This window comes from Paenibacillus lacisediminis, from assembly GCF_046567315.2.
Genome location: NZ_JBKIAX020000012.1, coordinates 99,733 through 125,458 on the forward strand (window position 1 = coordinate 99,733; position 25,726 = coordinate 125,458).

23 protein-coding genes are annotated in these 25,726 nt (G+C 55.0%); 6 read left to right on the forward strand and 17 right to left on the reverse strand.

Features of this window, described 5'->3' with window-relative positions; translation table 11 throughout:
• Nucleotides 1–41: 41 nt before the first annotated feature.
• Together ACLD72_RS21745 and ACLD72_RS21750 are read right to left on the reverse strand one after the other, a co-directional pair.
• Nucleotides 42–719 carry a VOC family protein gene (locus tag ACLD72_RS21745; protein WP_411002006.1) on the reverse strand — a complete coding sequence of 226 codons (678 nt, stop codon included), beginning with the start codon at nt 717–719 and terminating at the stop codon, nt 42–44.
• A 54-nt stretch (nt 720–773) separates the two neighbouring features.
• Nucleotides 774–1,088 (reverse strand): thioredoxin family protein, encoded by a 315-nt coding sequence (locus ACLD72_RS21750; protein WP_411002007.1) that lies wholly within the window; start codon nt 1,086–1,088, stop codon nt 774–776.
• A 156-nt stretch (nt 1,089–1,244) separates the two neighbouring features.
• Here ACLD72_RS21750 and ACLD72_RS21755 point away from each other — a divergent pair, with 156 nt between their 5' ends.
• On the forward strand, nt 1,245–1,571 hold the full coding sequence (locus ACLD72_RS21755) for a YnfA family protein (protein ID WP_411002008.1): 327 nt from the start codon (nt 1,245–1,247) through the stop codon (nt 1,569–1,571).
• A 162-nt stretch (nt 1,572–1,733) separates the two neighbouring features.
• The gene (locus tag ACLD72_RS21760) at nt 1,734–2,735 is read left to right on the forward strand and encodes a serine hydrolase domain-containing protein (RefSeq protein ID WP_411002009.1); all 1,002 of its coding nucleotides are present in this window, start codon (nt 1,734–1,736) and stop codon (nt 2,733–2,735) included.
• A 9-nt stretch (nt 2,736–2,744) separates the two neighbouring features.
• Here the strand turns inward: ACLD72_RS21760 and ACLD72_RS21765 are convergent, their stop codons facing one another.
• Nucleotides 2,745–3,539: an SDR family oxidoreductase gene (locus tag ACLD72_RS21765; RefSeq protein ID WP_411002010.1), complete on the reverse strand. Its 795-nt coding sequence runs from the start codon at nt 3,537–3,539 to the stop codon at nt 2,745–2,747.
• A 207-nt stretch (nt 3,540–3,746) separates the two neighbouring features.
• Between ACLD72_RS21765 and ACLD72_RS21770 the strand changes: the two genes are divergently transcribed.
• Nucleotides 3,747–4,622 carry a LysR family transcriptional regulator gene (locus tag ACLD72_RS21770; protein WP_411002011.1) on the forward strand — a complete coding sequence of 292 codons (876 nt, stop codon included), beginning with the start codon at nt 3,747–3,749 and terminating at the stop codon, nt 4,620–4,622.
• Between the two features lie 58 nt (nt 4,623–4,680).
• Here ACLD72_RS21770 and ACLD72_RS21775 read toward each other — a convergent pair whose 3' ends face one another.
• Nucleotides 4,681–5,310, reverse strand: coding sequence for a YfbR-like 5'-deoxynucleotidase (locus tag ACLD72_RS21775; protein ID WP_128633956.1), 630 nt, complete (start codon nt 5,308–5,310; stop codon nt 4,681–4,683).
• 158 nt (nt 5,311–5,468) lie between these two features.
• On the reverse strand, nt 5,469–8,987 hold the full coding sequence (locus ACLD72_RS21780) for an S-layer homology domain-containing protein (RefSeq protein WP_411002012.1): 3,519 nt from the start codon (nt 8,985–8,987) through the stop codon (nt 5,469–5,471).
• Between the two features lie 471 nt (nt 8,988–9,458).
• On the opposite strand from ACLD72_RS21780, the gene ACLD72_RS21785 reads away from it, so the two are divergent.
• Nucleotides 9,459–10,196, forward strand: coding sequence for a MerR family DNA-binding transcriptional regulator (locus ACLD72_RS21785; RefSeq protein WP_411002013.1), 738 nt, complete (start codon nt 9,459–9,461; stop codon nt 10,194–10,196).
• A 32-nt stretch (nt 10,197–10,228) separates the two neighbouring features.
• Here the strand turns inward: ACLD72_RS21785 and ACLD72_RS21790 are convergent, their stop codons facing one another.
• The 10 genes from ACLD72_RS21790 to ACLD72_RS21835 all read right to left on the reverse strand — a co-directional run bounded on the left by ACLD72_RS21790 (nt 10,229) and on the right by ACLD72_RS21835 (nt 22,403).
• On the reverse strand, nt 10,229–11,554 hold the full coding sequence (locus tag ACLD72_RS21790) for a gluconate:H+ symporter (protein ID WP_251586069.1): 1,326 nt from the start codon (nt 11,552–11,554) through the stop codon (nt 10,229–10,231).
• A gap of 421 nt (nt 11,555–11,975) precedes the next feature.
• Nucleotides 11,976–13,127: a CdaR family transcriptional regulator gene (locus ACLD72_RS21795; RefSeq protein ID WP_411002014.1), complete on the reverse strand. Its 1,152-nt coding sequence runs from the start codon at nt 13,125–13,127 to the stop codon at nt 11,976–11,978.
• Nucleotides 13,128–13,215: 88 nt separating this feature from the next.
• Nucleotides 13,216–14,124, reverse strand: coding sequence for a dihydrodipicolinate synthase family protein (locus ACLD72_RS21800; protein WP_411002015.1), 909 nt, complete (start codon nt 14,122–14,124; stop codon nt 13,216–13,218).
• A 20-nt stretch (nt 14,125–14,144) separates the two neighbouring features.
• Nucleotides 14,145–15,077, reverse strand: coding sequence for a 2-hydroxy-3-oxopropionate reductase (garR, locus tag ACLD72_RS21805; protein WP_411002062.1), 933 nt, complete (start codon nt 15,075–15,077; stop codon nt 14,145–14,147).
• A gap of 12 nt (nt 15,078–15,089) precedes the next feature.
• Complete coding sequence (gudD, locus tag ACLD72_RS21810) at nt 15,090–16,457, reverse strand: glucarate dehydratase (protein WP_411002016.1); 1,368 nt, start codon at nt 16,455–16,457, stop codon at nt 15,090–15,092.
• Between the two features lie 39 nt (nt 16,458–16,496).
• Complete coding sequence (locus tag ACLD72_RS21815) at nt 16,497–17,663, reverse strand: glycerate kinase (protein WP_411002017.1); 1,167 nt, start codon at nt 17,661–17,663, stop codon at nt 16,497–16,499.
• A 368-nt stretch (nt 17,664–18,031) separates the two neighbouring features.
• Nucleotides 18,032–19,564 carry a galactarate dehydratase gene (gene garD, locus ACLD72_RS21820; protein WP_411002018.1) on the reverse strand — a complete coding sequence of 511 codons (1,533 nt, stop codon included), beginning with the start codon at nt 19,562–19,564 and terminating at the stop codon, nt 18,032–18,034.
• Nucleotides 19,565–20,414: 850 nt separating this feature from the next.
• On the reverse strand, nt 20,415–20,906 hold the full coding sequence (gene ybaK / locus ACLD72_RS21825) for a Cys-tRNA(Pro) deacylase (protein ID WP_411002019.1): 492 nt from the start codon (nt 20,904–20,906) through the stop codon (nt 20,415–20,417).
• A 6-nt stretch (nt 20,907–20,912) separates the two neighbouring features.
• Entirely contained in the window at nt 20,913–21,500 is a 588-nt protein-coding gene (locus ACLD72_RS21830; protein WP_411002020.1) for a nitroreductase family protein, read from the reverse strand.
• Between the two features lie 18 nt (nt 21,501–21,518).
• Nucleotides 21,519–22,403 (reverse strand): fumarylacetoacetate hydrolase family protein, encoded by an 885-nt coding sequence (locus tag ACLD72_RS21835; protein WP_411002021.1) that lies wholly within the window; start codon nt 22,401–22,403, stop codon nt 21,519–21,521.
• A gap of 135 nt (nt 22,404–22,538) precedes the next feature.
• Between ACLD72_RS21835 and ACLD72_RS21840 the strand changes: the two genes are divergently transcribed.
• Complete coding sequence (locus ACLD72_RS21840) at nt 22,539–23,660, forward strand: DNA alkylation repair protein (RefSeq protein ID WP_411002022.1); 1,122 nt, start codon at nt 22,539–22,541, stop codon at nt 23,658–23,660.
• Nucleotides 23,661–23,674: 14 nt separating this feature from the next.
• Here ACLD72_RS21840 and ACLD72_RS21845 read toward each other — a convergent pair whose 3' ends face one another.
• Together ACLD72_RS21845 and ACLD72_RS21850 are read right to left on the reverse strand one after the other, a co-directional pair.
• Nucleotides 23,675–24,385 carry a FadR/GntR family transcriptional regulator gene (locus ACLD72_RS21845; protein ID WP_458476155.1) on the reverse strand — a complete coding sequence of 237 codons (711 nt, stop codon included), beginning with the start codon at nt 24,383–24,385 and terminating at the stop codon, nt 23,675–23,677.
• 268 nt (nt 24,386–24,653) lie between these two features.
• Nucleotides 24,654–24,998 carry a hypothetical protein gene (locus tag ACLD72_RS21850; RefSeq protein ID WP_458476156.1) on the reverse strand — a complete coding sequence of 115 codons (345 nt, stop codon included), beginning with the start codon at nt 24,996–24,998 and terminating at the stop codon, nt 24,654–24,656.
• A gap of 191 nt (nt 24,999–25,189) precedes the next feature.
• On the opposite strand from ACLD72_RS21850, the gene ACLD72_RS21855 reads away from it, so the two are divergent.
• Complete coding sequence (locus ACLD72_RS21855) at nt 25,190–25,591, forward strand: DUF2871 domain-containing protein (protein WP_411002024.1); 402 nt, start codon at nt 25,190–25,192, stop codon at nt 25,589–25,591.
• Nucleotides 25,592–25,726: the final 135 nt, after the last annotated feature.

Sequence of the window (25,726 nt, forward strand, 5' to 3'; positions counted from 1 at the left end):
TCGACTTAAGAAAGTCGACTTAAGAAAAACGACGATCTGCGTTAATGCGAACTTCCTGTCTCAAACCGGTCGATGCTGGAAAAACTGAACCGGCCCACCCCGGCCACCGTGACCTCCACGGGATAAAACCGCGCCTTTATACCGTTGGAAAAAAACCATTCCCGCTGATCCCGGACGACGATCAAAAGCCCCTGCTCATCGCCAACCGGAGTGAATTCTGCGGAAGCCTCCCGCCAGTTGGGCAGTCCGGCCGCATTCAGCTCACTTACCAGTGGCAGGGTTTTCTCGGCCACGATGCCAATCTCGCTAACGCTCATCACGTCACGAGCCGTAAACGCATGATCAATACCACTCGCCAAATTATGCCTGGCGATAAGCTCCATGATATTGCCGGCCGGATCCTCAAAATAAATCGAATGGGCGTTCCAGGAGGTGAAAAACACCTCGTCATCGCCCTCCTCCTCAATCAAAGGTACTTTGGAAGCCGCCCACATTTTCACTTCGGTAAATTTATTCTCCGGTACATTCATAGCGAAATGATAAAACGGCCTCTCTCCCGCAGCCGCCGCTTTAAAGGTCACCAAAGTCGCCCCAGCCTGGATCGTAAACCGGTTCTCCCCCTGCTCCGCAAGCTCAAAACCGAACCGGTCGGCATAAAACGCTTGTGTCTCCCGGAGTTTTGACGGATTGATCTCAAAGACTACGCGCTCAAAAATCATGTTCCCATCTCCTTTCCCCGGTGCAACTCTAACCTATGCTTGGCCCGCCAGGCTTTACAAGCTTTCCAAATACTCTTTGATTTGCCCCGGGGTTTTGGCGAATTTGCTGTGCAGATGGGCGAGCTTTTCCCCGTTTTTGTAAACGAGCAGGCTCGGGATGCCCCGAACTTGATTCGCTTCGGCAATCGGCTGGAACTCTTCCGCATCCATGGCGTAAAACTCTTTGTCCGGATGCTCCGCGATAATATCACCGATAAAACGGTCCAGGTTTTTGCAATCCGGGCACCACGTCGTATCGAATTTAATAACGGTAAATTGGTCTCTTTGAATCAGTTGTTCGAATTGTTCGGCGGATTGTACTCTCTCCATGCGGATCCTCTCCTTTTAAAGCAAAAAATGCTTAAAATTTTATATACGTGTTGTCTCTATTATATACGATTCGGCCGAAATCACCTAGTTTTTGAGGGCAGGGCAGTCGTAAGCCATGTTACAATAAGTCAAAAAAGGAATGGGGATGCTCATACGGTGATATTTTCGATTATACTATTTGTGGTCGCAGGGTTAGCGGAAATTGGCGGAGGGTATTTGGTCTGGTTATGGCTGCGTGAATCTAGGCCTTTATGGTACGGCATTGTCGGCAGTCTTATTTTGGTGGCGTATGGGATCATTCCTACGCTGCAGAACTTTCCTTCCTTCGGGCGAGTGTATGCGGCGTATGGAGGCGTGTTTGTCGCTTTAGCTGTGCTTTGGGGCTGGTGGGTGGATAAAAAAACACCCGATGTCTACGATTGGGTAGGGGCCGCGATCTGCCTCGTCGGCGTGTCGGTGATGTTGTGGGCGCCGCGCCATTGATGGCATGGTTCCGTGATGCGTAATGCCATGATGCTATAAATAGCGTGATACCGTAATGCCTGATAGCAAATCCCCCGCGCTGGCCGCGTTATGCATGAAAAACGGTTTTTACTGCACCCTAAATTTAGAATACATACCTGCATCGGCATAAGGAAGGTACCTATGAATTTGTCATCTATCGCTTCGGCCATAGCGCCGATAAATTTAAGAAGCTGCTTAATCAGCCGGCAAGGCCGGCTGGTGTTCGAACATTACCGGGATCGGCAAACGGCCAGGCAAATCGCCAAAATCAACTCCTGCACCAAAAGCTTCCTGTCCGCGCTGATCTGCATCGCCTTTGACCGGGGACTGTTGCCTCCGGCAGATACGCCGATATGTGAATTTTTCCCACAGCTTTTGGACAAGGATGACGATCCCCGCAAGCAGCAAATCACTCTGCGGCATCTCCTGACGATGTCGGCCGGGTACAACTGGACGGAGTTTGGCGGGCATAACTCGTTTCCACGCATGACCCGGTCCCCGGATTGGGTGCGGTTCGTGCTTGAGCAGCCGATGTCCGACCGCCCCGGCGACCGGATGGAATACAATTCCGGCGCGTCGCAGCTGCTCTCGGCTATTCTGGTTCAAGCCGCAGGGCTGCCGGCCGCCCGCTTTGCCGAGCTGCACCTGTTCGGTCCGCTTGGCATCGAAGCATACAAATGGGAGCAGGATCCGCAAGGCGTGCATACCGGCGGTTTCGGACTGTGGCTCCGCCCCGGCGACATGCTGAAGTTCGGGCAGCTTTATTTGCAAGGGGGAGTCTGGGAAAACAAGCCGTTGATTTCGACGGAGATGGTCTCGCAGTCCGTCAAGCCGGCGATCGGCGTCGAGGCCCCCCGCCGCGGCTGTTATGCCTGGCATTGGTGGACGGATACCTGGCTGCCGGCCGCAGGCCCGGGGGAGGACAACATGACTTCCGCTTCGGATCCTGCGCGGGATGGCGGCCGCTTCACCGCTTCCTCCTCATCCCCCGCCTTCGATTATTTTTACGCTCGCGGCTACGGCGGAAATTTTATTTACGTCATCCCGAGTCTGGAAACGATCGTGGTGCTGACCGATGACAAGCGCAAAAGAGACCGGCCGCCTGCAGACGTATTCCGGCAGTTAATCGCGCCCCATATTTAAGGACTCGCCTTATATGGTGGGGAGCGTGCCTCCGTCAATGACGTATTCTTGGCCGGTAATCGAGCCCGCTCGCTCGGAAACGAGAAAAGCGACCAGTTCGGCCACCTCTTCCGGCAGGCCGGGACGGCCTAGCGGAATGCCGCCAAGCGACTGCATCAGCTGCTCCAAAGCGCTGTCCCGGCTGCCCGTTTCCGTGGCGATCCGGCCGATCAGCGCATCCGCGGCTTCCGTTTGGATGAACCCCGGCGCCACCGTATTAATACGGATGCCGCGTGCGGCGAACTCCTTCGACAAGCCTTTACTGTAATTCGTTAGCGCAGCCTTCGCCGCAGCGTAGGCTAAAGTCGTTTCATACAAAGGCAGCCGTCTTTGTATCGAGGAAATATGGACGATGGCTCCTTTCCCTTTCTCCAGCATAAGCGGCAGCAGGCCCCGGTCCAAACGGACCGCCCCCAACAAGTTCCAGTTCAGCGCGTGGAGCCAGTCCGCATCGCTTAGCGCCAGCGCCCCGCCGGGCGGCGTATTCGAACCGCCTACACAGTGGACGAGGATATCCAAACCGCCCAATTGTTCCTTGACGCCGCGGATCACCCGATCGGCTCCTTCAGGCGTGCTGAGATCCGCCGCCATGAACAGCTGCGCTTCGTAAGCCGCAGCCGGCATGGAGCGGGCCGTGGTCATCACCGTGGCGCCCGTACCCCTAAGTCTTGCCGCAATGGCTTGCCCCATCCCCTTCGTTCCGCCGGTGACAAGCGCTTTTTTGCCTGCAAATTCACTTTGGATGTTTTCAAAAAGATTACTCATCAGTTAATTGCTCCCTTCATACGCCCGAAGCCATTCGGGAATAGATTCGGTGTTCCTAATCACATACGCGGGCATCGCGTTCCCCCTTCGGTAAATGGATGGCGATCTCATCGCTAGGTACAGGCTTATTGTACGATTGACCCGCTTATAACGTCTAATTTATATTAATAATGAAAATAATAAATAAATTTCATATAAGGTGATATAGTGGAACTTACACAATTAGAATACTTTTTGACTGTCGCCCGGCTTCAGCATATGACGCAGGCTGCCAAAGCGCTGAATCTGACCCAGCCAGCGCTGAGCCATGCGATCGCCAAGCTGGAGAACGAACTCGGCGTCCCCTTGTTCGAACGCAACGGCCGCAGCCTGGAGCTGAACCGTTACGGAAAAATGTTTGCAAAATGGGGGGAACAGGCCATGCAAAGCCTTGGAAACGGGATGCGGGAGCTGGCGGAATGGACCAATCCGGACACAGGCGTCGTCGCCCTCTCCTATCTGAACATCCTGGGCGTGGACCTCGTACCCTCGCTCGTTAGGGATTATCGGCAAAGCCATCCTCAGGTCCGTTTTGAATTGACGCAGGGGAACCTCGGAGATATTGAAGATCATTTGGACAAAGGGCTTAGCGATCTTATGATCACGTCAAAAGAATCTTTGCTAGAGCTGCATGAATGGATCGTAATCCGCACGCTGCCGCTATATATCGTCGTATCCGCCCAGCACCGCTTCGCGGATCGCCGGACATTAAGCTTGACGGAGCTTTCCGGCGAACCGTTCGTCGGCCTGAAAAACAACTGCGGTCTCAAAGCTACCCTCACCGCCCGCTTTCAAAACACCGGCTTTATGCTCGCACCGACTTATGATGCCGAGGATTTGATCACGGTCGCCGGGTTCATCAAGGCCGGCCTCGGCGTTTCAGTCCTGCCCAAAACGATGGGCCTGACTCTGGACGGACTGGTCTGGATTCCGATCGAAGAAGAGGGCTGGCAGTGGGAGCTTGGCCTGAAATGGCGAAAAGACCGTTACGTATCGCCGGCCGCCAGACGGTTTATCGAATATGTGGAAGGGATGCGAACTTAGCGGCAACGGCGAATAAGCCCATTTCGTTCTGAAGTGGGCTGCCGATGGATTCCAAGATTCAGCTCTCCAACGCTTCCTGCGTGATCCGTTTGATATCGATGGGCGACATTCCCCCCTCGTTCACCATGTCGGTTAAAATTTCGCTAAGGAAATAATCGACGCATTTCAGCTTGATGTTTTTAATTTTCACCAGGGCATCGCGGTACATTTTGACAAACTCTTTTTCCGTATTGCCCCGCTGCATCTCGGCAAACGCCTCGTAGACTTGATCCAGCTTGTCGGCGACTTCCAGAATCAATCCCTCGACCGAATCGTCCTTGCCTTCGCGCAATTGATTGCGAAAAATGCTCTTAAACTCATCGGGAATGTGCTCTTCGATGAAATGATGAACCATGCCTTCTTCAACTTGCAGGATCAGATTGCGCAGTTCCATCGAGTAATGTTTGACCGGGGTTTTGATATCGCCGATAAAAATCTCTCCGTAATCGTGGCTGCTCGTGATCTCATAAAGCTTCTTCCAATCGATTTGCGCCCCATGGCGTTCTTCGATATCGGCCAGTGTTTTGGCGTATTGCACAACTTTCCAGGAGTGCTCGGCAACGCTGTGTTCCTCGAACTTGAATTTTCCCGGACAGCGATAAATTCGCTCCAATTCGTTCAACGACCGAAAATAAGTATGAATGCCCATCTTATCAGCCATCCTTCTTTTTAGAGATATGTACTCCTAGTATAGACAGGGAATGTTAACGAATAATCAATTCCGGCATGCAGCAGAAAAAAAGGAGCTACGCTCCGGATACAATAGTATCCCCGGAACATAGCCCCGATATGAAAGTAAGATAGCGATTATGGCCGCTGCCACCGCAAATAAGGATAGCCGCCGGCGTCGATCGCCCAGATCGAACCGAAATCCCAGCCCGAAAAGGTGGCCTGCTGCTGCATTTCCACCGTCGTTTTCGGCGTGCCTTTGCCGGTGTCGGTTTGCCCGGTGGTGTCCGAGTTGTAATAAGAGCCGATTACCGCGCCGCCGTCGGTCACCCCAACAAGTCCGCCCAGAGATGTTCCTATGCTGTTGATGTTTCCGGCAGCATAGGAATTGATCACTGCGCCTCTGTTTATGCCAAGGAGACCGCCAACTACGGAACTTGCTCCCGTAACGTTGGCAAGCGAATAAGAGTTAATGATCGTACCGTAATGAGTGCCAACCAGCCCGCCTAAATTGACGCCGTTTACGAACACTTCCCCGGTAGAATACGATTCCGCTATGGAGGAAGCAGCGCCGGTCCTGCCAACAAGTCCACCCAAATAGTAAGTGGCGCTGAGGTTTACATCAGTGGCCGAGGACCTGCTGAGCGTCCCTCCTTCCATATTGCCAATGAGGCCACCGGCGTAAAGCAGATTTTCGGAAGCTCCGTCAATGGTTACATGTTCCGCATGAACTCCGCTTATCGTCCCGGAATTCATATAACCGGCCAACCCTCCTACGTAAATAGAACCTGAAACGGTTACGTCGCTAAAGTTCAAATTCTTGATGGTAGCCCCGTCGATATAACCAAACAATCCGATCAACCCATAGCGATGTGAAGTTAAACGGCGAATCGTATGTCCTTGGCCGTCTAAGGTCCCCGCGAACCCGGCTTGATCGCTGCCGATCGGCTCCCAGCCCTGACCGCTGCTGTAGCCGCTTAGATCGATATCGCCGCCCAAGACAAAATGGCCGTTTAAATGGTTCCTAACGTTATCCAATTGAGCCGCCGAGGTAATCACATATGGCGAATCGGCCGTCCCGTCGCCCGACCCAAAAGCATGGACCGCAATCGGCGTGCTGGAGACTGAAGGCAGCGAACCCGCCGTGAATTGCAGCGCGATTACGGAGTTGTCCCCTGCCAATCCAAGATCTGTATAGGAGGCGATTCCGTCTACCGTTTGGACAGCCGTTGTCCCCATAAGCGTTGCCGCCCCGTTGCCTACGCTGGCCGTGACGGTAAGGGACTCGTTCGTCAAATTGCCGAAAACATCCAGCACGCGGATGACGGGCTGAACCCGGAAGATTTCCCCGCTCGCGACAGAATCGCTTGGCTGAGTCACGATGCGAAGCTCTGCCGCAGCCGCAGGTACAGGCGTGATCGCGAGTTCTGCCATCGGCTGAGCCACGCTTTCAACCGTAAGCGTCAGCAACTGGGCGTCCGCTTTGTTCAGGGTGATGGCGATTTGTGCTTCACCAGCTTCGAACTGAACGTTCACTCCGCCCGTAATGTCAGTCAAAGATGTGCCGGCCAGCCTGCCGTAACTACCGTCCGGCGCCTGCTTGACCCCTGTGAGCGTCAGCTTTTTCATACCTGAGAAGTCCGTGTCCAGACTGCCGTCGGATTTTTCCACGCGCAGGGTCACATTAATGTCCGAGCCGGCAACCGGGCCATCCGACGTGCCGCTCAGTGTTACCCGATATGCCGGCGTAACTTCCGGCACAACCGTCACCTTGACTGGAATCCGTATCGTTAGCCCGCCGTATTCGGCGCCGATCCAGGCTTCGCCTTCGCCTTGCGAAGTGACGGTCCCGCCAGCGACGGTCGCCACCGTTTCATTCTCGGTGAACCAAGCGGCCACTCCGGTCACGTCAACTTCCGTGCCATCGCTCAGCACCGCTTTCAGTATGACGCGGCCTTCTTCGCCGACATCATCAAAGTTCAACTTGTCGGGACTATATACGAGCTCCGTCACTGTCGGCGTTGGCGTTGTCTCTGCCTCAACCTTGACCGGAATCCGCATCGTTAACCCGCCGTATTTGGCGCTGATCCAAGTTTCACCTTCGCCTTGCGAGGTGACGGTCCCGTTAATTACAGTTGCCACCGCTGTATTCTCGGTGAACCAACTAGCCGCATCAGTAACGTCGATTTCTTTACCATCGGTTAGCATTGCCTTCAGTGTAACGCTGGCATCTATCCGTACGGCATCAAATTTCAATTCCCCAGGACTGTACACCAGTTTCGTTACCGTCGGTTCCGGGTCGGGCGGATTCGTTGGGGTAGTCGGCGTGGTAGAACCGCCGCCCCCACGCGATCGTCCGCGATCCCCCTGTACACCATTGCCCCATTGAATCTGCAGAACCTGGCCCTGTCCCTCAAAAGTAACCGCGCTATTCAACACCGCAACAATCACTTTCGTGCCTTGTGCCAAGTAAATTACATTGTTCACGGCTCCGCTTTCCACTTCAATTCTGTCAATTTGCCCGGATAGCAGTTCGAAACGTATACCGGACGCCGCAACCCGAACGGTTTCTGCAGTACCGCGAAACTGCGCCAAAGATGACTTCGGCACTTCCGGGGAAACATCGATAAGCACGAAACCTTGCCCTTCCCCGGTCAGCCCGCTCTCCTCAAGAATAGCTCCCGAAGACAGCACCGTCGTATCCAAGGTCGTATTGCCGGAGGCTACGATCCGGACTTGACCGTCCTTTTTGTCCACGGTCAGCCGTTTTGCTGCGGTGTCCTGTAAATAAACGCTGTTTGTGCCGCCACCGTTTACGCGAAGTTCTCCCTCGACGGTGACGCCCGCTAAACGGACTTCCCCGGAGCCGATCCCCTCCGCTAAAGTCAAATTCCCTTTAACAACGGTATTTTGCAGTGTAATCCCGTCCGCTTTAATGAACGCATCACCGGCGATTTCCGCAGTTCCTTCGGCCGGGCCGTAAACGCCGGGCCGGTCCATATCGCCGGATAGGCTTTCGATCTCCGTGGCAAGATTTGCCCTGAACGCCCGATCCAATGTGACAACCGCCTCAGCCCGGGTAAACGGCTCTGCTCCACGGAAAGTGCCGTCGGGATAGCCGTTCATCCATCCGGCACCCACGACGGCTCCGATCTCCCCCTTGCTCCATACCGGGAGCTCATCTTTAAAAGATGCTAACTCGGAGAGCGGCTCAAGCATGCCCAACCGACTTAGCATCACAGCCGCTTCGGCTCTCGTTACCGGAGCATTCGGCCGGAGGGTGCCGTCGGCGTAGCCGGTGATGTATCCTGCCTGGGCCGCGGCGGCGGCATCGGCAGCAAACCATGCTGTTGGCTGCACATCTTTGAAGGACGTCGTCCCTCCTTCCGTGTTAAAGCCAAACCACCCGTTCACCATCGCCATCCACTCCGCGCGCGTCACTGGCTGATCAGGTTTGACCTTCCCTTCCGCATAGCCGGAGATGAGTCCCTGTTCAAGCCAACGGGACAGAGCTTCTTCGGCCCAATGGTCCTTTAGATCCGCCGGGAGTTCCGAAGCCGCAAACACCCGCCCGGGTCCCGCCAGCGGACTCACGGGGATCAGCAGCAGCACGGCAAGCAAGGCCAATGCCGCCTTATGTTTAATACCTCTACCCATCACTTCTCTCCTTCTAGATAACTTGTATCTATTAATAATGACTATCAGATAAGAGTATAAAAAAAGGGGAGTGGCAAAGTAAACCAATCCCTTAAAAATTGAAACATTTTTGAATCATTGTTGTGAACGGTGATCGTCGATGTGTCCGCAAACACGTTGCTCGTAAACATCAGGGGGTATACACATCGCCCGCCCCGTTCGGACCCAGGACAGCATACACACTTCCCTCCGCCACCTTCAAATCGATTCCGCGCAGCACCTCCACATTCCCGTAGGATTTTTCAAACCGCCAACTTCAATTGCATATTTGATCAGTCCCATTGCTTCCTCCTTTTGCCTTTGATACACTCAATCTTATTACATTGATGCAAATGCTAAGGTTATCGATTAAAACCCTTATTATACTAAGGTTAAAAGAGTTATTAGATTTACTTTGTACTTTAATCTTTTTAGTTAAGGAGACAAAAGTTCTTGAACATAAGGCCAATCGATATCGCCAAGAAACTGAAGATCAGCACCAGCGCACTGAGGCATTACGAGGATTGGGGCATTATCCCGGCCGTAGAGCGGGGTCTTAACGGTTACCGGGTCTATACGGAGCTTCATGTGGCGTATTTCGAATGCCTTCGCGCCATGAGCCTCGGGTTTGGCATGGATACGACGAAAGCCGTGCTCAAAAAGCTGCTCAAAAAGGAAGTCGACGAAGCTTTATGGATGGTGAACGCGGCGCAAGCCGAGCTTCATAAGGAGAGGTTGAAGGCCGAGAAAACGATTCAAATCCTGGACACAAAGGAACTGGATCATCTGGACACTCGGGGAAAAAAACGCTGGATGACGATCGGGGAGATCGCCAAAGAAACGATGATCCCCGCTTCGGCCATTCGCCATTGGGAGAAGCGGGGCCTCATTGAGGTGTCGCGCAACCCGGACAACGGATACCGGTCATTCAGCCCCGCACAGATCCGCCGCATTCTCATTATCGGGACGCTGCGCACAGCGGTGTGGTCGCTGGACTTCATCAAGGAAGTGATCCGGGAGCTCGATCACAACAATCTGGAACAGGCGCGGCGGATGGCCAGGGATTCGTTGCAGTACCTGGACGGGGTAAATCGTATGCGCATGCGCGGCATCCGGTATTTGGACCTGCTGATCGAGTTGCAGGAAGACGAGGATCGTAAGGGAACTGCGGGAGATCCGCAGAGTGATTAAACCAATCATGCGGATCGCCCCGCGGCCAACTCTTATTGCATCACCGCGCTCAGGGCCAATACCCCCAGCAATCCGCAGACCGCCAGTATGGTCGTATAAACGGATCTTGATTTGATCGCATCCAGCAGCGACAGGTTAAAGTATTCTTTGTACATCCAGAAGCCCGGATCGTTGACATGGGAAAAAATCACACTGCCCGATGTCGTGGCCAGCACCATCAACTCCGGATTGGCCCCGCTCATGCTGAGCAGCGGCAGCACGATGCCGGAAGCCGTCATGACGGTGACCGTGGCCGATCCCAGCGCCAGCCGCAGTACGGCTGCGATAATCCAGGCCAGAATCAGCGGCGAAATGTCAAGACCGGTCATTATATCTTTGATATAATCAGCAACTCCGCTGTCCACCAGCACTTGCTTGAAGGCGCCTCCGCCGCCGATGACGAACATGATGGTGGCGATCGATTTCATCGAGGAGCCGACGCTGCCCATAATATCCTTCATTTTACGGCCGCGGGCAATGCCAAACGTATAGATGGCGATCAGTACCGAAATCAACAGCGCAATCCCTGATTCCCCAAAGAAAGCGATGATTTTAAAGGCACCGGAATCCTGCGGCATCGCCATTTCGGCCACGGCCAGCACCGCCATGAGCGCAATTGGCACGAGCGCGGTGAACAGACTGACGCCAAAGCTTGGCATCTCTTCCTCCGTAAACTCTTTGGCATTGTACAGCCCCTCCGGAATTGCGGGATTCATGCCGCGGATCAATTTTGTTTTGGAGAAAAATATCCCCGCAATAATCGCCGATGGGATGGCGATAACCAGCCCGAGCAGCAGCGTCTTGCCCATGCTGGCGCCAAACACGCTGGCCACGGCCGCCGGTCCCGGATGGGGCGGCAGAAAGCTGTGCGTCGTGGACAAAGCCACCGCCATCGGCAGGCCGATATACATCAGGTTCACTTTCATCCGCGAAACAATCGTAAAGACGATCGGAATCAGCAGGATAAAGCCGATTTCAAAAAATAAGGTAACGCCAAGCACAAAAGCGGTAATCAGAATCGCCCACTGCAGTCTTTTTTCGCCGAATTTGGCGGTGAGCGTCATGGCGATCCGCTGCGCGGCGCCGCAATCGGCCATCAGCTTGCCGAGCATCGCGCCAAAGCCGATAATCAGCGCCAGATGGCCGAGCTGCCCGCCGATCCCTTCTTCCACCGAATTCACCACATCCGAAAACGTCAGGCCGTTCAGCAAACCGACTACAATCGCGACAAGAACCAGCGAAATGAAACCTTCGAGCTTAAAACCCACCATCAGCACAAGCAGCAGCGCCACCCCTAGCGCAACGATTAACAACGGCATCGTCTATTCCTCCAATCATCCATTCTGTGGTTAAGTGAGTTAATCCGGGTTAAGCATGTAAGCACTTTCCGGTTTCTGAACACAAACGTATCTCCTCCCTATGCCATCATCGAAACATTTCAGTAAGCGCTTTCAATAGGACGCTTGAGCAATATGCAGATTTATAGCTGCCCCTGGCCTGCGCCTCTTCTTTAGAAAATTGCCGCGATGCGTATACCTCTTAGCGAAATATGTCTTATCATCACTGCTCCAAGATCATCCCGCTCTCCGGTATAGTTAAAATATAACAGTATGTTCCTTGGTTCACATTGTTTGCCCATCCAAAATCGCCGACGTATTTCAACGGGAAAATTGTGCTCCAGAACAAGGGTTGCGGCGCCGCTCAAATCGGACAAGTCGTGGCGAGCCTGGGGCTATTTCGTTACTCCTGCAGCCGTTCGAAAGTAAGCAACAGCTTCATTTTGACGAGATCGTTGAATTTGCGATAATCCAGTTGCAGGAGTTGGGATATTTTATCCAGACGGTAAAACAAGGTGTTCCTATGCACATGCAGCAAGCCCGCGGTTTGCTTCACATTCAGGTCACAGTCCAGAAACGTGCGCAACGTCAGCTTATATTCCTCGTTAAGCGTTTGGGGGAACAAGCCGTATTTTTGCAAAAATTCCGTTCTCGCTTCCGGCGGCACCATCTCAAGGTAAGGAACGATTCCCCAATCGTCGATCAAGCTTGCGCTCTGCGGCGGACGTCCGAATTTTCGGCTCAGGCGTATGCAGCGGCGGGCTTCGCCGTACGATTGCTTGTACCCCGCAAGACCGCTGCGCGGACGTCCGACACCGATACAGTAGCGGTAGCCCCGCCGGCTCAGACAAGCTTCAATTTTGCTGACCAGGGGCTGGAGGAAATCGCTTACGGGAATGGCGATAAAAAAAGCGCCGTCCTCCACATAGGCGTACAGCGCCTGCATACTGACCATCGCCTTGAGATCGTTCAAAAACTGCTCCTTACGCTCGCTGGTTTTCTGCAGCATCTCACCACTTATCGTATCGTCCGGCCATTTCATCTCTTCGATCTCCACGACCATCACGCTGCGTTCGGCGTTGACGTCGATCTGCAGCGTACGCGCTGTCACCCGCAGCTTCTTTTCGGAAAATTCATACGGGCTGATCAGCTCCATAATAAAGCTCTCCAGCACCATCTTGCGGAAGTGCAGCTGCTTGTTCATATGGATCTGCTGCAGGAGCGCCTCCACGTTCATCTTGATGATCTTTCCGAAGCGGTACACTTCGTCGGGATTGCCGGTGATCCCAACAACGCCGACAATGTTCTCCTGAAATTCAATCGGCAGGTTTACTCCAGGTTTGGAGCCCGGCAGACTCAGGCATTCCTCTTCTCCGATCAGCACCTGTTTTCTGGAGCCAAGCACCTGCAGCGCGCCTTCATGCAAACTGCCGATCCGCTCCGTTTCCCCGCTGGCGACGATAACCCCTTGATCGTCCATAATGTTGATATTGAACTCCATGACGGACATCAATTGGACCACAATAGGCAAGGCCAGCTCGGTCGTTATTTTCATCTGAATCTCCTCCAGGCGCAAAAATAGGACAGGCCAACTATTGTTGTTACAATAGCTGGCCCGGCTCCCTGCATGATTCTTTGATTTTTCATTGATCTTGACTTGACCGAATAGCCCCGAGCCCTTCCAAAATCCCCCTAATCTTACCCAGGTTCTCCTCTGTGCAAGAGGTATTGGGCAAAATCGGCTTGCCTGCTTGGAGTCCGATCAAATTGACCGCATCCTTTGTCGCTACCGGGAAGCTCCCGAGGTTCCAGGCCATCCGCAGCGGAGCCAGCCTGTACTGCGCCTCCAGAGCGCCCTGGATGTCGCCCGCCATGAACTTATCGTAAATTTCCACGACCAGCCGCGGCACCACGTTGGCGGTTGACGCCACGCAGCCGGCGCCCCCATATACAAGCGTGCTTAGAATCATGATGTCCCTGCCCGCCAGCACCTTAAATCCCTGGGCTCTGGTGCGGCGGATGTATTCGGCGGTCAGCGTCTGATCGCCACTGCTGTCCTTGATCCCCACAATATTCGGAACTTCAGCCAGCGGCTCCAGCAGGGCGGGGGTAATGTTGTTGCCGACTTTGTCCGGATTGTTGTACAGCAATACCGGCAATGAGGTTGCTTCCGCGATTTTCTTGAAATGGTGAAACAGTTCGTCCTGTGTCGGCGAAATAAACATCGGGGGCAGGATCGAGATCGCGCGTGCGCCGAGCTCTTCGTATTTGCGGGCCTGCTTTATGCCTTCCCGTGTTGAGATCGCCGCGATTCCCGCATAGATGGGAATACGCCCTGCACTTTGCTGAACAGTGACCGCCACCACCCGCTGTTGATCCTCCGGGTCCAATGCGAAAAATTCACCGTTGCTGCCAAGCGCCAAAATGCCGTGTACGCCGCCTTCGATAACATGATCCACAATGCGGCGCAGCCCCAGCTCATCGAGCCGCTCTTCGTCGTCGACCGGGGTTACAATCGGGGGAATGACCCCGCGAATAAAGCTGGTATCCATTTCATCGCTCACCTCACTCATTATCGTTTGACTTCGGTATGGGCCATTTTCTCATAATGGCGGATCAGCGCCCCGTGATCGGCGGTCCCGAGGCCGTCGGCTTTGAGCGCATGCATCATTTCCAGCACGGAGGCCGTCAGCGGCAGCGGCACCCCGATTTCATGGGAAGTGTCCAGCGCGTTGGTCAAATCCTTGATATGCAGGTCAATGCGGAAGCCCGGGTCAAACTTGCGGTCCATCACCAGCGGCGCTTTCGCCTCCATCACCGTGCTTCCCGCCAGCCCGCCGCGGATCGCCTGAAATACCTGCTCGGGCTCCACGCCGGCTTTGCTTGCCAGCACAAACGCTTCGGACATGGCGGCGATGTTGAGGGCGACGATCACCTGGTTGGCCAGCTTGGTGATATTGCCGGAGCCGACATTGCCGGTATGCACAACCGAACCGGCCATCGCCTTGAGCAGGTCATAATTTTGCTCGAACACTTTTTTGTCGCCGCCGACCATGACGGACAAGGTGCCGTCGATCGCCTTCGGCTGGCCGCCGCTGACCGGGGCGTCCAGGAAAGGAATACCCCGCTCCGCCAGCGCCGCCGCCACTTCGCGGCTGACCAGCGGCGCGATGGAACTCATGTCGATGACTACGTTCCCGGCTTTAATCCCTTCGACGATGCCGTTTTCGCCAAGCACGACTTCTTTGACGTGCGGAGAATTCGGCAGCATGGTGATAACGACATCCGCCTGCCCGGCCACTTCTTTGGGGGAAGCGGCCGCCGTCGCTCCGGCTGCCTGCAGCTCCTTCACCGCCTCTGGGTTGCGGTCCATCACCACCAGGCTGTAGCCCGCCTTAATCAGGTTGAGGCTCATCGGTTTGCCCATGATGCCCAGTCCGATAAATCCGATTGTCTTCATCTTTGTTTCTCCTCCCGTTTTATAGTCAGCCTTCCTATCAGACAGCCTTTTTTATAATCAGCGAACCAGACAAGGACGCTTATTATCGAATTTCCAGCCCGGCACAAGGTACTGCATCGCCACGGAATCGTCCCGCGCGTTCAAGCCCATGCTGTTGTACAGCTTGTGGGCCTGCTCGATTCGCTCCATATCGATCTCCACGCCAAGCCCCGGCCTCTCTGGCAGCTCGATCGCTCCGCCGGCGATTTGGAACGGTTCCTTGGTAAGACGTTCGGCGCCCTCCTGCCAAATCCAATGCGTGTCGATCGCCGTAATTTTCCCCGGAGCCGCCGCAGCCACATGCGTGAACATCGCCAGTGAGATATCGAAGTGGTTATTGGAGTGCGAGCCCCAGGTAAGGCCCCATTCGCGGCACATTTGCGCCACCCGCACCGAGCCCTGCATCGTCCAGAAATGCGGATCGGCCAGCGGGATGTCCACCGACTGCAGCGAAATCGTGTGGGCCATCTGCCGCCAGTCCGTGGCGATCATGTTCGTGGCCGTCGGCAGGCCGGTCTGTCTGCGGAATTCGGCCATAATCTCGCGGCCGGAATATTCCCCTTCCGCGCCGCACGGATCCTCGGCGTAGGCAAGCACATGATGCCGGTCGCGGCACAGGCGCACGGCATCCTTCAGCAGCCAGCCGCCGTTTGGATCAAGCGTGATGCGCGCATCCGGGAACCGTTCCGCCAGCGCGGTGACCGCCTCGATCTCCTCCTCGCCGCGCAGTACGCCGCCCTTGAGCTTAAAATCATTGAAGCCGTATTTATCATAAGCGGCTTCCGCCAGCGCCACGATCGCTTCCGTCGTCAGCGCTTCTTCATGGCGCAGGCGGTACCAGGCCACCTCGCTGTCCGGCTCGGAGGCGTAGGGCAGATCCGTTTTGCTGCGGTCTCCCACATAAAACAGGTAACCGAGCACATCCACCCGCTCGCGCTGCTGGCCTTCGCCGAGCAACGCGGCGACCGGAACGCCCAGGTACTGGCCGAGCAGATCGAGCAAGGCGGCTTCCACGGCAGTAACGGCGTGAATGGCGACGCGCAGGTCAAAGGTTTGCTGACCGCGCCCGCCGGCGTCACGATCCGCAAACGCCGTCCGCATCCGGGCCAGAATCTGGTTATAGGTGCCGATGGATTGCCCGATCACCAGCGTGCGCGCATCCTCCAGCGTCCGGCGGATGTTCTCCCCGCCCGGCACCTCGCCGACCCCGGTATGGCCGGAGCTGTCTTCCAGGATCACGATGTTGCGGGTAAAATAGGGGCCATGCGCGCCGCTTAAATTCATCAGCATGCTGTCCCGGCCGGCGACCGGAATCACCCGCATTCCAGTAATGACGGGCGTACCATGCAGTACCGGATTTTCTTGTTTGGCTGTTTGATTCAACATATCGATTCTCCTTTCAAGTGATCAGAGTTCCCCCGAAAGTCACGCTTTCTCCGCCCGGATCCCGGTGCCGTACCGCTGCGGAATGAGCATGGTGCGCAATACGGAGGAAACGGCGTGGCGGATATTGGCCGGCGTCTGGGCGATGGCCTGCTCCAGCGTCATCGGAGCCTGGGTGGCCCCGACCACAACGTCAATGCCGCTGTCGTACATGCCGCGGACTTCCGCGTCAATTCCGCCCGAGACGCAAATCACCGGCTTGTTGTGCAGCTTGGCCAGTTTGGCCACACCGGCGGGCGTTTTGCCGAACGCCGTCTGGGCATCGGTATGCCCTTCGCCCGTCAAGACAAGATCGGCATCGCGGACCTCTTCGGCAAATCGCGCGGCTTCCATCACAATGTCGATTCCCCGGGCCATGCCCGCGTCCAGAAAGGCGATCAGTCCCGCGCCGAGACCGCCCGCCGCCCCGGCGCCGGCAACACAAGCGATATCAACGCCAAGCTGTTCTCGTATGACCCCGGCCAGATGCCTCAGGCCATCGTCAAGCCTCGTGACCATCTCCGGCGTGGCGCCTTTTTGCGGGCCAAAGATGCGCGCGGCTCCCTGTTCCCCGCACAGCGGATTAGTCACATCGCTGGCAATCGTAATTTCGCAGCCGGCGACGCCGGGATGGAGTCCCGCCGTATCGATCGAGGCGATCCGGTGCAGTTCGCCGCCGCCGAAGCCGATTTCCGCGCCCGCTGCGTCCAGAAAGCGCACGCCCAGCGCCTGGGCCATGCCGACGCCGCCGTCATTGGTGGCGCTGCCCCCGATGCCGATGATCAGCTGCCGGCAGCCGGCGTCAAGCACGGCCTTGATGAGCTGTCCGGTGCCGTAGGTTGTGGCCGTCAGCGGATTCCTCCGCTCCGCCGGAACCAGCGTCAGCCCCGACGCGGATGCCATTTCAATGACGGCGGCACGCCCCTCGTCGAAGATACCGTACTCGGCGATCACGGGATCGCCCTGCGGGCCGACTACCTCCAGCTTTCGGCATTCACCGCCGGCAGCGCTGAGCATCGCTTCCACCGTGCCTTCGCCGCCATCGGCGATCGGAATTTTACGGATCACCGCTTCGGGCATCACTTCCAGAACGCCCTGTTCCATACAGTCCGCCACCGCCTTGGAGCTGAGACTGCCTTTATACGAATCGGGCGCAATCAAAATTTTCATTCCACCACTCCTACCGTCTCTCTTAGCCTGCAACCAATATCCCCGCAGCGAAAGTAAAGCCCAGTTGACGGCGCTTTCATTTTTACCGCGAAAACACGGGACAGACGCAATCTAGTTTCGGATTTGCAATATAGCCCCAGTCCACGCCTGCCGAACTTTGCCGGGTGTCCCGCGCTGCCCGGACCGGCTAGCTTTATCCGCATGACTTCACTATACACTCTTGTACTGTTTTTCACATTGGTCCGCACTCACAAAGTTTTTTCGCTTTTTCCCGGTAAAATTGGGCGTTCGCACAATGGTTCCACAGCCAAAAAATAGGCCGCCTATCCCGGATAGTCGGCCCTGTTCAGGTGAATAAAGACTACTGTTCATGTAACGGGGGCAGGATTGAAAAGACTTATTGCGTTATGCAGCCCCCATTGCTCGGCCCAAGTTTGCTTGCGCCCGCTGGCTACGTCCAAAATGAATCTGAAGATCTCCCAGCCGACATCCTCGATCGTGGCCTCGCCGTCCGCGATCCGTCCCGAGTTGATATCGATCAGGTCAGGCCATTGCTCGGCCAATGCATTGCGGCTCGCTACTTTAATGACTGGGGCCATCGCCAAGCCGTAAGGAGTGCCCCGGCCGGTCGTAAAGACCTGCACATTGATGCCGGAAGCAAGCTGCAGCGTGCCGCACACAAAATCGCTGGCCGGCGTCGCGGCAAAAATCAGCCCTTTTTGTGCCGCTTTTTCGCCGGGCCCCAGAACCGCCGTAATCGGGCTGCTGCCGGATTTGACGATCGAACCCAGCGATTTTTCCACAATGTTCGCCAGACCTCCTTTTTTGTTTCCCGGTGTCGGGTTAGCGCTCCGATCGGCCTGGCCGCGCTGCAAATAGGCATCGTACCATTCCATTTCACGGATCAGCGCCCGTCCGACCTCCTCATTCACGGCCCGCGGCGTAAGCAGATGAACGGCATCGCGAACCTCGGTCACTTCGGAGAACAGCACGGTCGCCCCGGCGCGCACCAGCAGATCGGCGGCATAACCGACAGCAGGATTCGCCGTAATCCCAGAGAAGGCGTCGCTTCCCCCGCATTGCAGGCCGACCACCAGACCGGAAGCGGGACAGGTAACGCGCTTACGGCGGTTCAATTTTTCCAGCCGTGCTTCCGCCATTTCCATAATCGCTTGAACCATCGGGATAAATCCTTGATAATCCTGCAGCGAAACCACCTTGGAGGCGCTATCTTGATCCGTAATGAGACGATCCGGCTGCAGCTTCTCGCAGCCTAAGCCGACAACCATCAGCTCGCCGCCAAAATTCGGATTAGCCGCGATGTTCCGAATGGTGCGAATCGGGATGACGGCATCGGGGGCCTGGATCGCCACGCCGCAGCCATACGTATGATGGATTGCCGCCACATCGTCCACCTGCGGATATTTGGGCAGCAGCTCTTCCTTGATCCGCTTTACCGCATAATCCAGCACACCCGACACGCACTGTACGCTCGTCGTAATCCCGAGGATGTTTTTGGTGCCGACGCTGCCATCCGGATTGAGGTATCCCTCGAACGTAAAGCCTTCAAGCGGCGGCTGAGACGGCGGCACTTTGGTGGCGAGCGGCAGCTCGCGGAGCAACGGCGGCGTTGGAAGTTCGATTAACGACTCGCCCACCCAACTGCCTTGCAGGATGGAGCGTAGCGCGTAGCCGATGATTTCACCATAACGAACGACAGCTTCTCCCTGGGCCACATTCGCCAAGGCGACCTTATGCCCCTGCGGAACATGCTCCGTTAGCTTAAGGCCGCATGGAAATACGGTGCCTTCGGGCAAACCTCCCGCATTGACAATGATCGCCACATTATCCTTTTCATGAACCTTAATGTACAAAGGAGCATCATTGCGTAAATCATTCATATGAACGGCCTCCTTACTCTTCCGCATGACCTCAATATACTCCCTTGTACTCTTATTCACATTGGCGCCCATCCCAAAGTTTTGCGCTTCTGGCCAGAAAAATTTGGACTCCCGCACAACAATTCGCAATCTACGTCCGCTTAACGTTTATCCTCCCGCGTCCTGCGTGCCGGCTGCCGAGTTTATCGGTTTAATGGGAAGAAGGACGGCCCAATAGGATCAACTGCAATCCCCCACGGCAATCAACTGCAAAAGTGCATTTGATTTCCCGTAAATTTACGTTTTTGAGCGATTGAAATGCAAAAGTGCATCTCATTCGGGGCTGTTCGATAAAAAAGGAACTTTTGACCGGGAATGAAATGCATTTTTGCAGTTGAGCCACCTATTTCGAGGAATTTCGACGAAATTCGCATGCACATTTGCATTTCGCAGGATTTCCCGGATTTCCCCCTCCTCCCACGCCTCTGCATTTTATTTTTTAAGCAAGGCAGTCATTCTAACGGTCGTCAGCGTCGTTAATTCGGAGAAATGTGGAAAAAAACAAATTTAACGGTTGTGTCAGAGCTTATTTCACCATTTTTCTGCGAACTCGAGCCTTGTTCACTCAAATAAGCGCGACTACAACCGTTAGCGAGGGTCTGAAGATCCGTTATTGGGGCAACGGCCGGGGATCGATCCGCCGGTTTTCCTCCCTGTTAAGGCAGCGGTATGTTTGGGCTAAATCATGACGTATCATTCTCCCGCAGCACAAAAAGACATGGCGGAATAATCCCTGCCATGTCTCTAGTCTTTCCATTCACTTTGCATGAACCTGTTATACAATCGTCCGCGCTTCCGGCGTCAAGGTTTTTTAGCTAACCTCTCCCTCGTCCCGGACCAGCGGAACGAATCTTCCTTTCACCTGCTCAGCCAGCAAATGCGGCTCAAGCTCCATCTGCAGCCCGATTTTGCCGGCACTGACCAAAATGGTATCCAGGCTTTCGGCCGTGCTGTCCAGGAAGGTGGGATACAGTTTCTTCATCCCTACCGGCGAACAGCCTCCGCGGACGTAGCCGGTCCGCTGCAGCAAATCCTTCAGCGGCAGCATCTCCACCTTTTTGACCCCGGCGGCTTTGGCCGCCTTTTTTAAATCGAGCTCCGCAGCTACCGGAATGATGAACACAAAAATCGCTTCCCCCTGATGGGCGACCAGCGTTTTATATACCTTCTCCGGCGCTTTGCCGATTTTCTCCGCGACCGCGGTGCCGTGAATCTGTCCGTCTTCCGGGTCGTACGTGTAAACTTCGTATGGCGTCTTGGATTTGTCGAGCAATCGCAAGGCGTTCGTTTTGACATCTGACATAGTTACTTAAAGCGCGTCCTTCCCAAAGGAACCTTCAAACAGCGATTCTTTCAGCGGACGGCGGTCGTTTGGTTGTTCGCGTTCCTGCAGGTTGTCCGGCAGAACTTCCTTTTCGCCTTGGTAACCGATGGCGATGACGGCTTGAATGGCATAATCGTCCGGTACATTCAGCACTTCGCGGGCTTTCCCGGGATCAAATCCTCCCATTGCATGGGTGATCAAACCTTTGTTATGCGCTTCTAAAGCAAGATACCCCCAAGCGGCGCCCGCATCAAAGGCATGCCAGCCGTTGGCTCCCCGTTCGGTCGCCGTTTGGGACAAGATCACGGCCAAGACGGGGGCTTTTGTACACCATACAAGGTTACCCGGCAAAATAAAGGAATGGAATTTCTCCCGATCCTCCTGCGTACGGGCGATAATAAACCGCCATGGCTGCACATTCGATGCCGAAGGAGCCCAACGTGCCGCCTCAAACAGGCTGAGCAGGACATCTTCAGGAATTTCTTTTTCCAAAAAAGAACGCGGCGACCAACGATTTATAAACTGAGACGAAACTTCGAAACCGGGTTTACGCAAGTCTGCGGCATTTGCCATTTTAAACACTCCTTAAGTCTACACTAGTTTGTTTTTTAACCTTCCGATGCCTTCAATCATGACTTCCATCTCATCTCCGGCTTTTAACCACGTCTGCCGGTCCGGCGGATAACCAAGGACAACACCTTCAGGCGTTCCCGTAAAAATAACATCACCCGGCTTCAGCGTCAGGTACCGGGATATGTAACTGATTAACGTCCTGCAGCCAAAAATCATGTTTTTCGTGTTGCTGGACTGCCTCAACTCTCCGTTCACTCTGCATTCGATCGCTAAGCCCGCCGGGTCCAGTTCATCGCCGGTGACGAGATAAGGTCCGATCGGCGCAAAGGAATCCAGCGTTTTGCCAAGCAGCCATTGGCTCGTTTTTAATTGCAGGTCACGGGCGGACACATCGTTGCCGGCGCTGTACCCATATACATAGGAAAGGGCATCTTCTTCGGACACATTTCGCGCCTCTTTGCCGATAACGATCACAAGCTCGGCTTCATAGTCCAGTTGCTGTGCCGATTGGGGCAAAACGATGTCCTGCTTGTGCCCTGCCAAGGCATTGTTGAATTTACTGAACAGTACGGGCGAATCCGGAACAGCCATATTGGACTCCAGGGCATGCGTCAGGTAGTTCAGCCCCACGCACAAAATTTTCTCCGGATTCAGTACAACGGACGCAAACTCGATTTCATCCTCATCGACGCGAAAATCACTTTGTTTGTCCTTCCCGTTCATCGCCCTCAGAACAGCGGCTAATTGCTCTGTCCCTTCGCTTCCGGAACGGATAAGCAAATCCAGCGAAACAGGGAATGGCAAGCCTTCTTTAGCGGCAAAACCGCTTAAATTATAGACGGCATCTTCCGTTTTCCAGCCGATGCATAACCCGCCGCCGTTCCAGAAATGCAGCAATTTCATGTAACGTCCTCCAGTGTGTGCGGGATTTTTCAATTCATTGATTACTGCGCGATGTAGACAAGACTAAACTGGTACAATAATATTAAACCAGAAAGAAATAATTTTCCAGTGGTCAAGAAAGAACGGAGATCAAATATGGCTGATGCATTAAAATTAATATATAATGAAGCGTTTCTGCGGGAATTTGGCGAAAAAGTTCACGCGGCTTACGCGCCGTTCGATACGGAGAAATTTGTGGCCGATACGATGGATACAACTTGGGACACGCTGGAGTTGAAAGCCAGAATGCGGCGGATTACGCTGACGCTGGGCAGCCAGTTGCCGCCGCGCTTTGAGGAAGCCGTATCCGTGCTGTTTGCCATCAACGAATCTTGCGTCGGGTTCCCTTACTTGTTTTTCCCGGACTTCGTGGAGGTTTACGGCAGCGCGGAGGAGGATTGGCTGCTGGCCATGCGGGCACTGGAGCGGTTCACGCCGAAATCGTCGGCCGAATTTGCCGTCCGCTCCTTCCTGCTGCGTGATCCAGAACGGATGATGAAGCAGATGGCGGCATGGTCCCAGCATGAGGATGAGCATGTGCGCCGCCTCGCCAGCGAAGGCTGCCGGCCCCGCCTGCCTTGGGGACAAGCTTTGCCGATGTTCAAGCGCGACCCGGCGCCGATTCTGCCGATCCTCGAGCAGTTGAAAGAGGACCCCAGCCTGTACGTGCGCAAAAGCGTGGCCAACAATCTGAACGACATCGCCAAGGATCACCCCGCGCTCGTGCTCGAACTAGCCCGGCGCTGGAAAGGCGCGGCGCACCCCTACACCGACTGGATCGTGCGCCACGGCTGCCGCACACTGATCCGCCAAGGTGGCCCCGAGGTGCTGGAGCTGTTTGGTTACGCCGCGCCGTCAGACACCAAGCCGGTGGTCTCGTCGGCGGCGCTCGCGGTGGAGCCTGGCACGCTCCGCATCGGCGACAGCTGCGAGCTCCGCTACGAGTTGACCGTGCGCGAAGGGGAGCCGGTGAAGGTACGCGTCGAATACGGCATCGACTTCGTCAAAGCCGGAGGCAAAACATCACGCAAGCTGTTCCTGCTGGCGGACAAAACCGTCCCCGGCGGCGCGGCCGTCAGCGGAACCCGGCGCCACAGCTGGGCGGATCTTACGACCCGCCGCCACTATCCCGGCGCGCACCGGATCGCCCTGCTCGTCAACGGCGCCGAAGTCGCTAGCGCGTTGCTGCAGCTGGAGGCCGCAGCAGCGAACGGTTAGCCGGTCGGCTGCGTTCAGTCGGCTTCTTTTGCTTCGGGCGCGGCCGAAGCGCTGATCAGCGCGCCTCCAACCTTGTCCAGATGGGCGCTCATAATGTCGGCCCCCCTGCGCCGGTCCTGGTTCCGAATCGCCAGGAGCATTTGATAATGCTCCTGGAACAGGCGGTGCGCCGACTCTTTTTCGCTGAACAACCACAGGCTCCTGCTGTCCCGGATCGCTCGCATCATCATCACCGAAATGCTCTCCATCATTTGCAGCAGCAGCGGATTTTGCGTTGCTTTGGCGATCGCGAAATGGAAATTGGCGTCATGCACCCGGCTGATCTCCTCATTGCCGATCGCTTCTTCCATATGGCTCACAATCCGGGCGAGCTCGTTTAAGTCCGCTTCACGCCGGTGCTCGGCAGCCAGCTCAATGCACCCGATTTCGAGGATTTTCCGTACCTGTAGCAACTGGATCAGCTCCTGACGATTCGCGATTTGCCGGGCTTCCATCGTCTCGAGCGCCTGGGCCCTGACATAAGTCCCACCGCCTTGCCTCGTTTCGATCAGCCCGCGGGCTTTCAGATGGCTAATCGCTTCGCGGACGGTGGAGCGGCCGACGTGATAACGCTTTGCCAAGTTTTCGATCGTGTCCAGCTTTTCGCCTGGCTTTACGAGACCGTTTTCGAGAATCCGCTGTAGTTCCTCAATCATAATATCGTAATTTTTTCGACCTAAATCCATATTTATTCCCTCTCCAAAACTGACTTGTTCTCCGAAATGCTTGCTAAATAACAGTCTATACAATTATCGTAAATTATGGTAGATTTATTTTAATTTTTAAATTCATCTGAGGACAGGCAGGGCCGATGGGTTGGTCGGCAGATCAACATCCGCTGTCCAGACGCTTTGCACGATTATCCCGTTTGATCATAAAGCAGAGAAGAAGATAAATTCAGGAGAAGGAGATATATTTGGGGGAAGCAGACATGTTCGAGATTTTTAGACCGATTTATGAGTAAAGGGCAGATTTAGGAGAAGTGAAGCAGTCCTGACGGAAGGGACGGGGCAAGACACCGGGAAAAATGAAAAGATCGTGATCTTGCCGCAGCCTGAATCCGTTTGCAGCACGTTCAAGCATTTCTATCAAGCTGCAGCCGCAAGGGGCTGGTTCGGTTGGCGCGCGATCAGTCGGCGGTAAGGGATCACCGGAATCGCCACACATGCGCAGCAACTTCTGCCGCATCGTTTCTTCCGCTCCGGGCAGGTGCCCGGTATACTCGTTCAGGTACGCCTGCAGAGGCTTCAGTCCCAAGGCTACATACATACTCTTCAGCGATTCCCACGCCTCTCTCACCACTTTTTCCTTATCTCTTTTTTCTTTATCCCATACATTAGCCCCCCTCCCCCCCCCCTTCTGAACGAAAGGGATAATCGTGCAAGGGAGCATGCAGAGACACCAAGACACGAACACTATAGACAGCCACCTCAACCACTCACATCAGCCACCCCCTATATTCTCCTTTTTTTGTCATATCTCAGCTCGCTATGAAAAAGCTCTATTACACTTCTTTTTTCTATGCGATTTTGGGTTTGCTGGTGGGGATTTTTTATCGGGAAGCGACCAGGCATAACGGGTTCACCGGCGAGACCGCGCTGGCTCCGCTGCATACCCACATTCTGGTGCTCGGGTTTTTATTTTTTCTCGTCGTGTTATGTTTGGGCAGGCTGTTCGGCTTGCATGAAGCCAGGTCGTTTGGCGCCTGGTATCTTGTTTACAATCTCGGTTTGCTGATCACCATCGGGACGATAGCCGTTCGGGGCATGCTGGAGGTGAAGGGCAGCGACATTGCTTCCCTGCCCTATATCGCCGGACTTGGCCACATGATACTTGGTGTTGGGGTCATCTGGCTGCTATTTTTGCTCGGAAAACGAATACAACGGGGTTAAGTGCAACCATAAAGCCAAGCCTAACGGACCACAGCGCCGTTATTTCGCCGGAATCTGCAGTTTTTGAAATGTAACGGACACCACTGACCTTATTCGCCATTTAGGTGCACGTATCCGGCCATTTTCGGACAAATA

What these genes read in the sequence shown, in the direction of transcription:
- ACLD72_RS21745 (WP_411002006.1), bottom strand. Translation starts at nt 719, where the DNA reads ATGATTTTTGAGCGCGTAGTCTTTGAGATCAATCCGTCAAAACTCCGG.
- ACLD72_RS21750 (WP_411002007.1), bottom strand. Translation starts at nt 1,088, where the DNA reads ATGGAGAGAGTACAATCCGCCGAACAATTCGAACAACTGATTCAAAGA.
- ACLD72_RS21760 (WP_411002009.1), top strand. Translation starts at nt 1,734, where the DNA reads ATGAATTTGTCATCTATCGCTTCGGCCATAGCGCCGATAAATTTAAGA.
- ACLD72_RS21765 (WP_411002010.1), bottom strand. Translation starts at nt 3,539, where the DNA reads ATGAGTAATCTTTTTGAAAACATCCAAAGTGAATTTGCAGGCAAAAAA.
- ACLD72_RS21775 (WP_128633956.1), bottom strand. Translation starts at nt 5,310, where the DNA reads ATGGGCATTCATACTTATTTTCGGTCGTTGAACGAATTGGAGCGAATT.
- ACLD72_RS21780 (WP_411002012.1), bottom strand. Translation starts at nt 8,987, where the DNA reads ATGGGTAGAGGTATTAAACATAAGGCGGCATTGGCCTTGCTTGCCGTG.
- ACLD72_RS21790 (WP_251586069.1), bottom strand. Translation starts at nt 11,554, where the DNA reads ATGCCGTTGTTAATCGTTGCGCTAGGGGTGGCGCTGCTGCTTGTGCTG.
- ACLD72_RS21795 (WP_411002014.1), bottom strand. Translation starts at nt 13,127, where the DNA reads ATGAAAATAACGACCGAGCTGGCCTTGCCTATTGTGGTCCAATTGATG.
- ACLD72_RS21800 (WP_411002015.1), bottom strand. Translation starts at nt 14,124, where the DNA reads ATGGATACCAGCTTTATTCGCGGGGTCATTCCCCCGATTGTAACCCCG.
- gudD (WP_411002016.1), bottom strand. Translation starts at nt 16,457, where the DNA reads ATGTTGAATCAAACAGCCAAACAAGAAAATCCGGTACTGCATGGTACG.
- ACLD72_RS21815 (WP_411002017.1), bottom strand. Translation starts at nt 17,663, where the DNA reads ATGAAAATTTTGATTGCGCCCGATTCGTATAAAGGCAGTCTCAGCTCC.
- garD (WP_411002018.1), bottom strand. Translation starts at nt 19,564, where the DNA reads ATGAATGATTTACGCAATGATGCTCCTTTGTACATTAAGGTTCATGAA.
- ybaK (WP_411002019.1), bottom strand. Translation starts at nt 20,906, where the DNA reads ATGTCAGATGTCAAAACGAACGCCTTGCGATTGCTCGACAAATCCAAG.
- ACLD72_RS21830 (WP_411002020.1), bottom strand. Translation starts at nt 21,500, where the DNA reads ATGGCAAATGCCGCAGACTTGCGTAAACCCGGTTTCGAAGTTTCGTCT.
- ACLD72_RS21835 (WP_411002021.1), bottom strand. Translation starts at nt 22,403, where the DNA reads ATGAAATTGCTGCATTTCTGGAACGGCGGCGGGTTATGCATCGGCTGG.
- ACLD72_RS21840 (WP_411002022.1), top strand. Translation starts at nt 22,539, where the DNA reads ATGGCTGATGCATTAAAATTAATATATAATGAAGCGTTTCTGCGGGAA.
- ACLD72_RS21845 (WP_458476155.1), bottom strand. Translation starts at nt 24,385, where the DNA reads ATGGATTTAGGTCGAAAAAATTACGATATTATGATTGAGGAACTACAG.
- ACLD72_RS21855 (WP_411002024.1), top strand. Translation starts at nt 25,190, where the DNA reads ATGAAAAAGCTCTATTACACTTCTTTTTTCTATGCGATTTTGGGTTTG.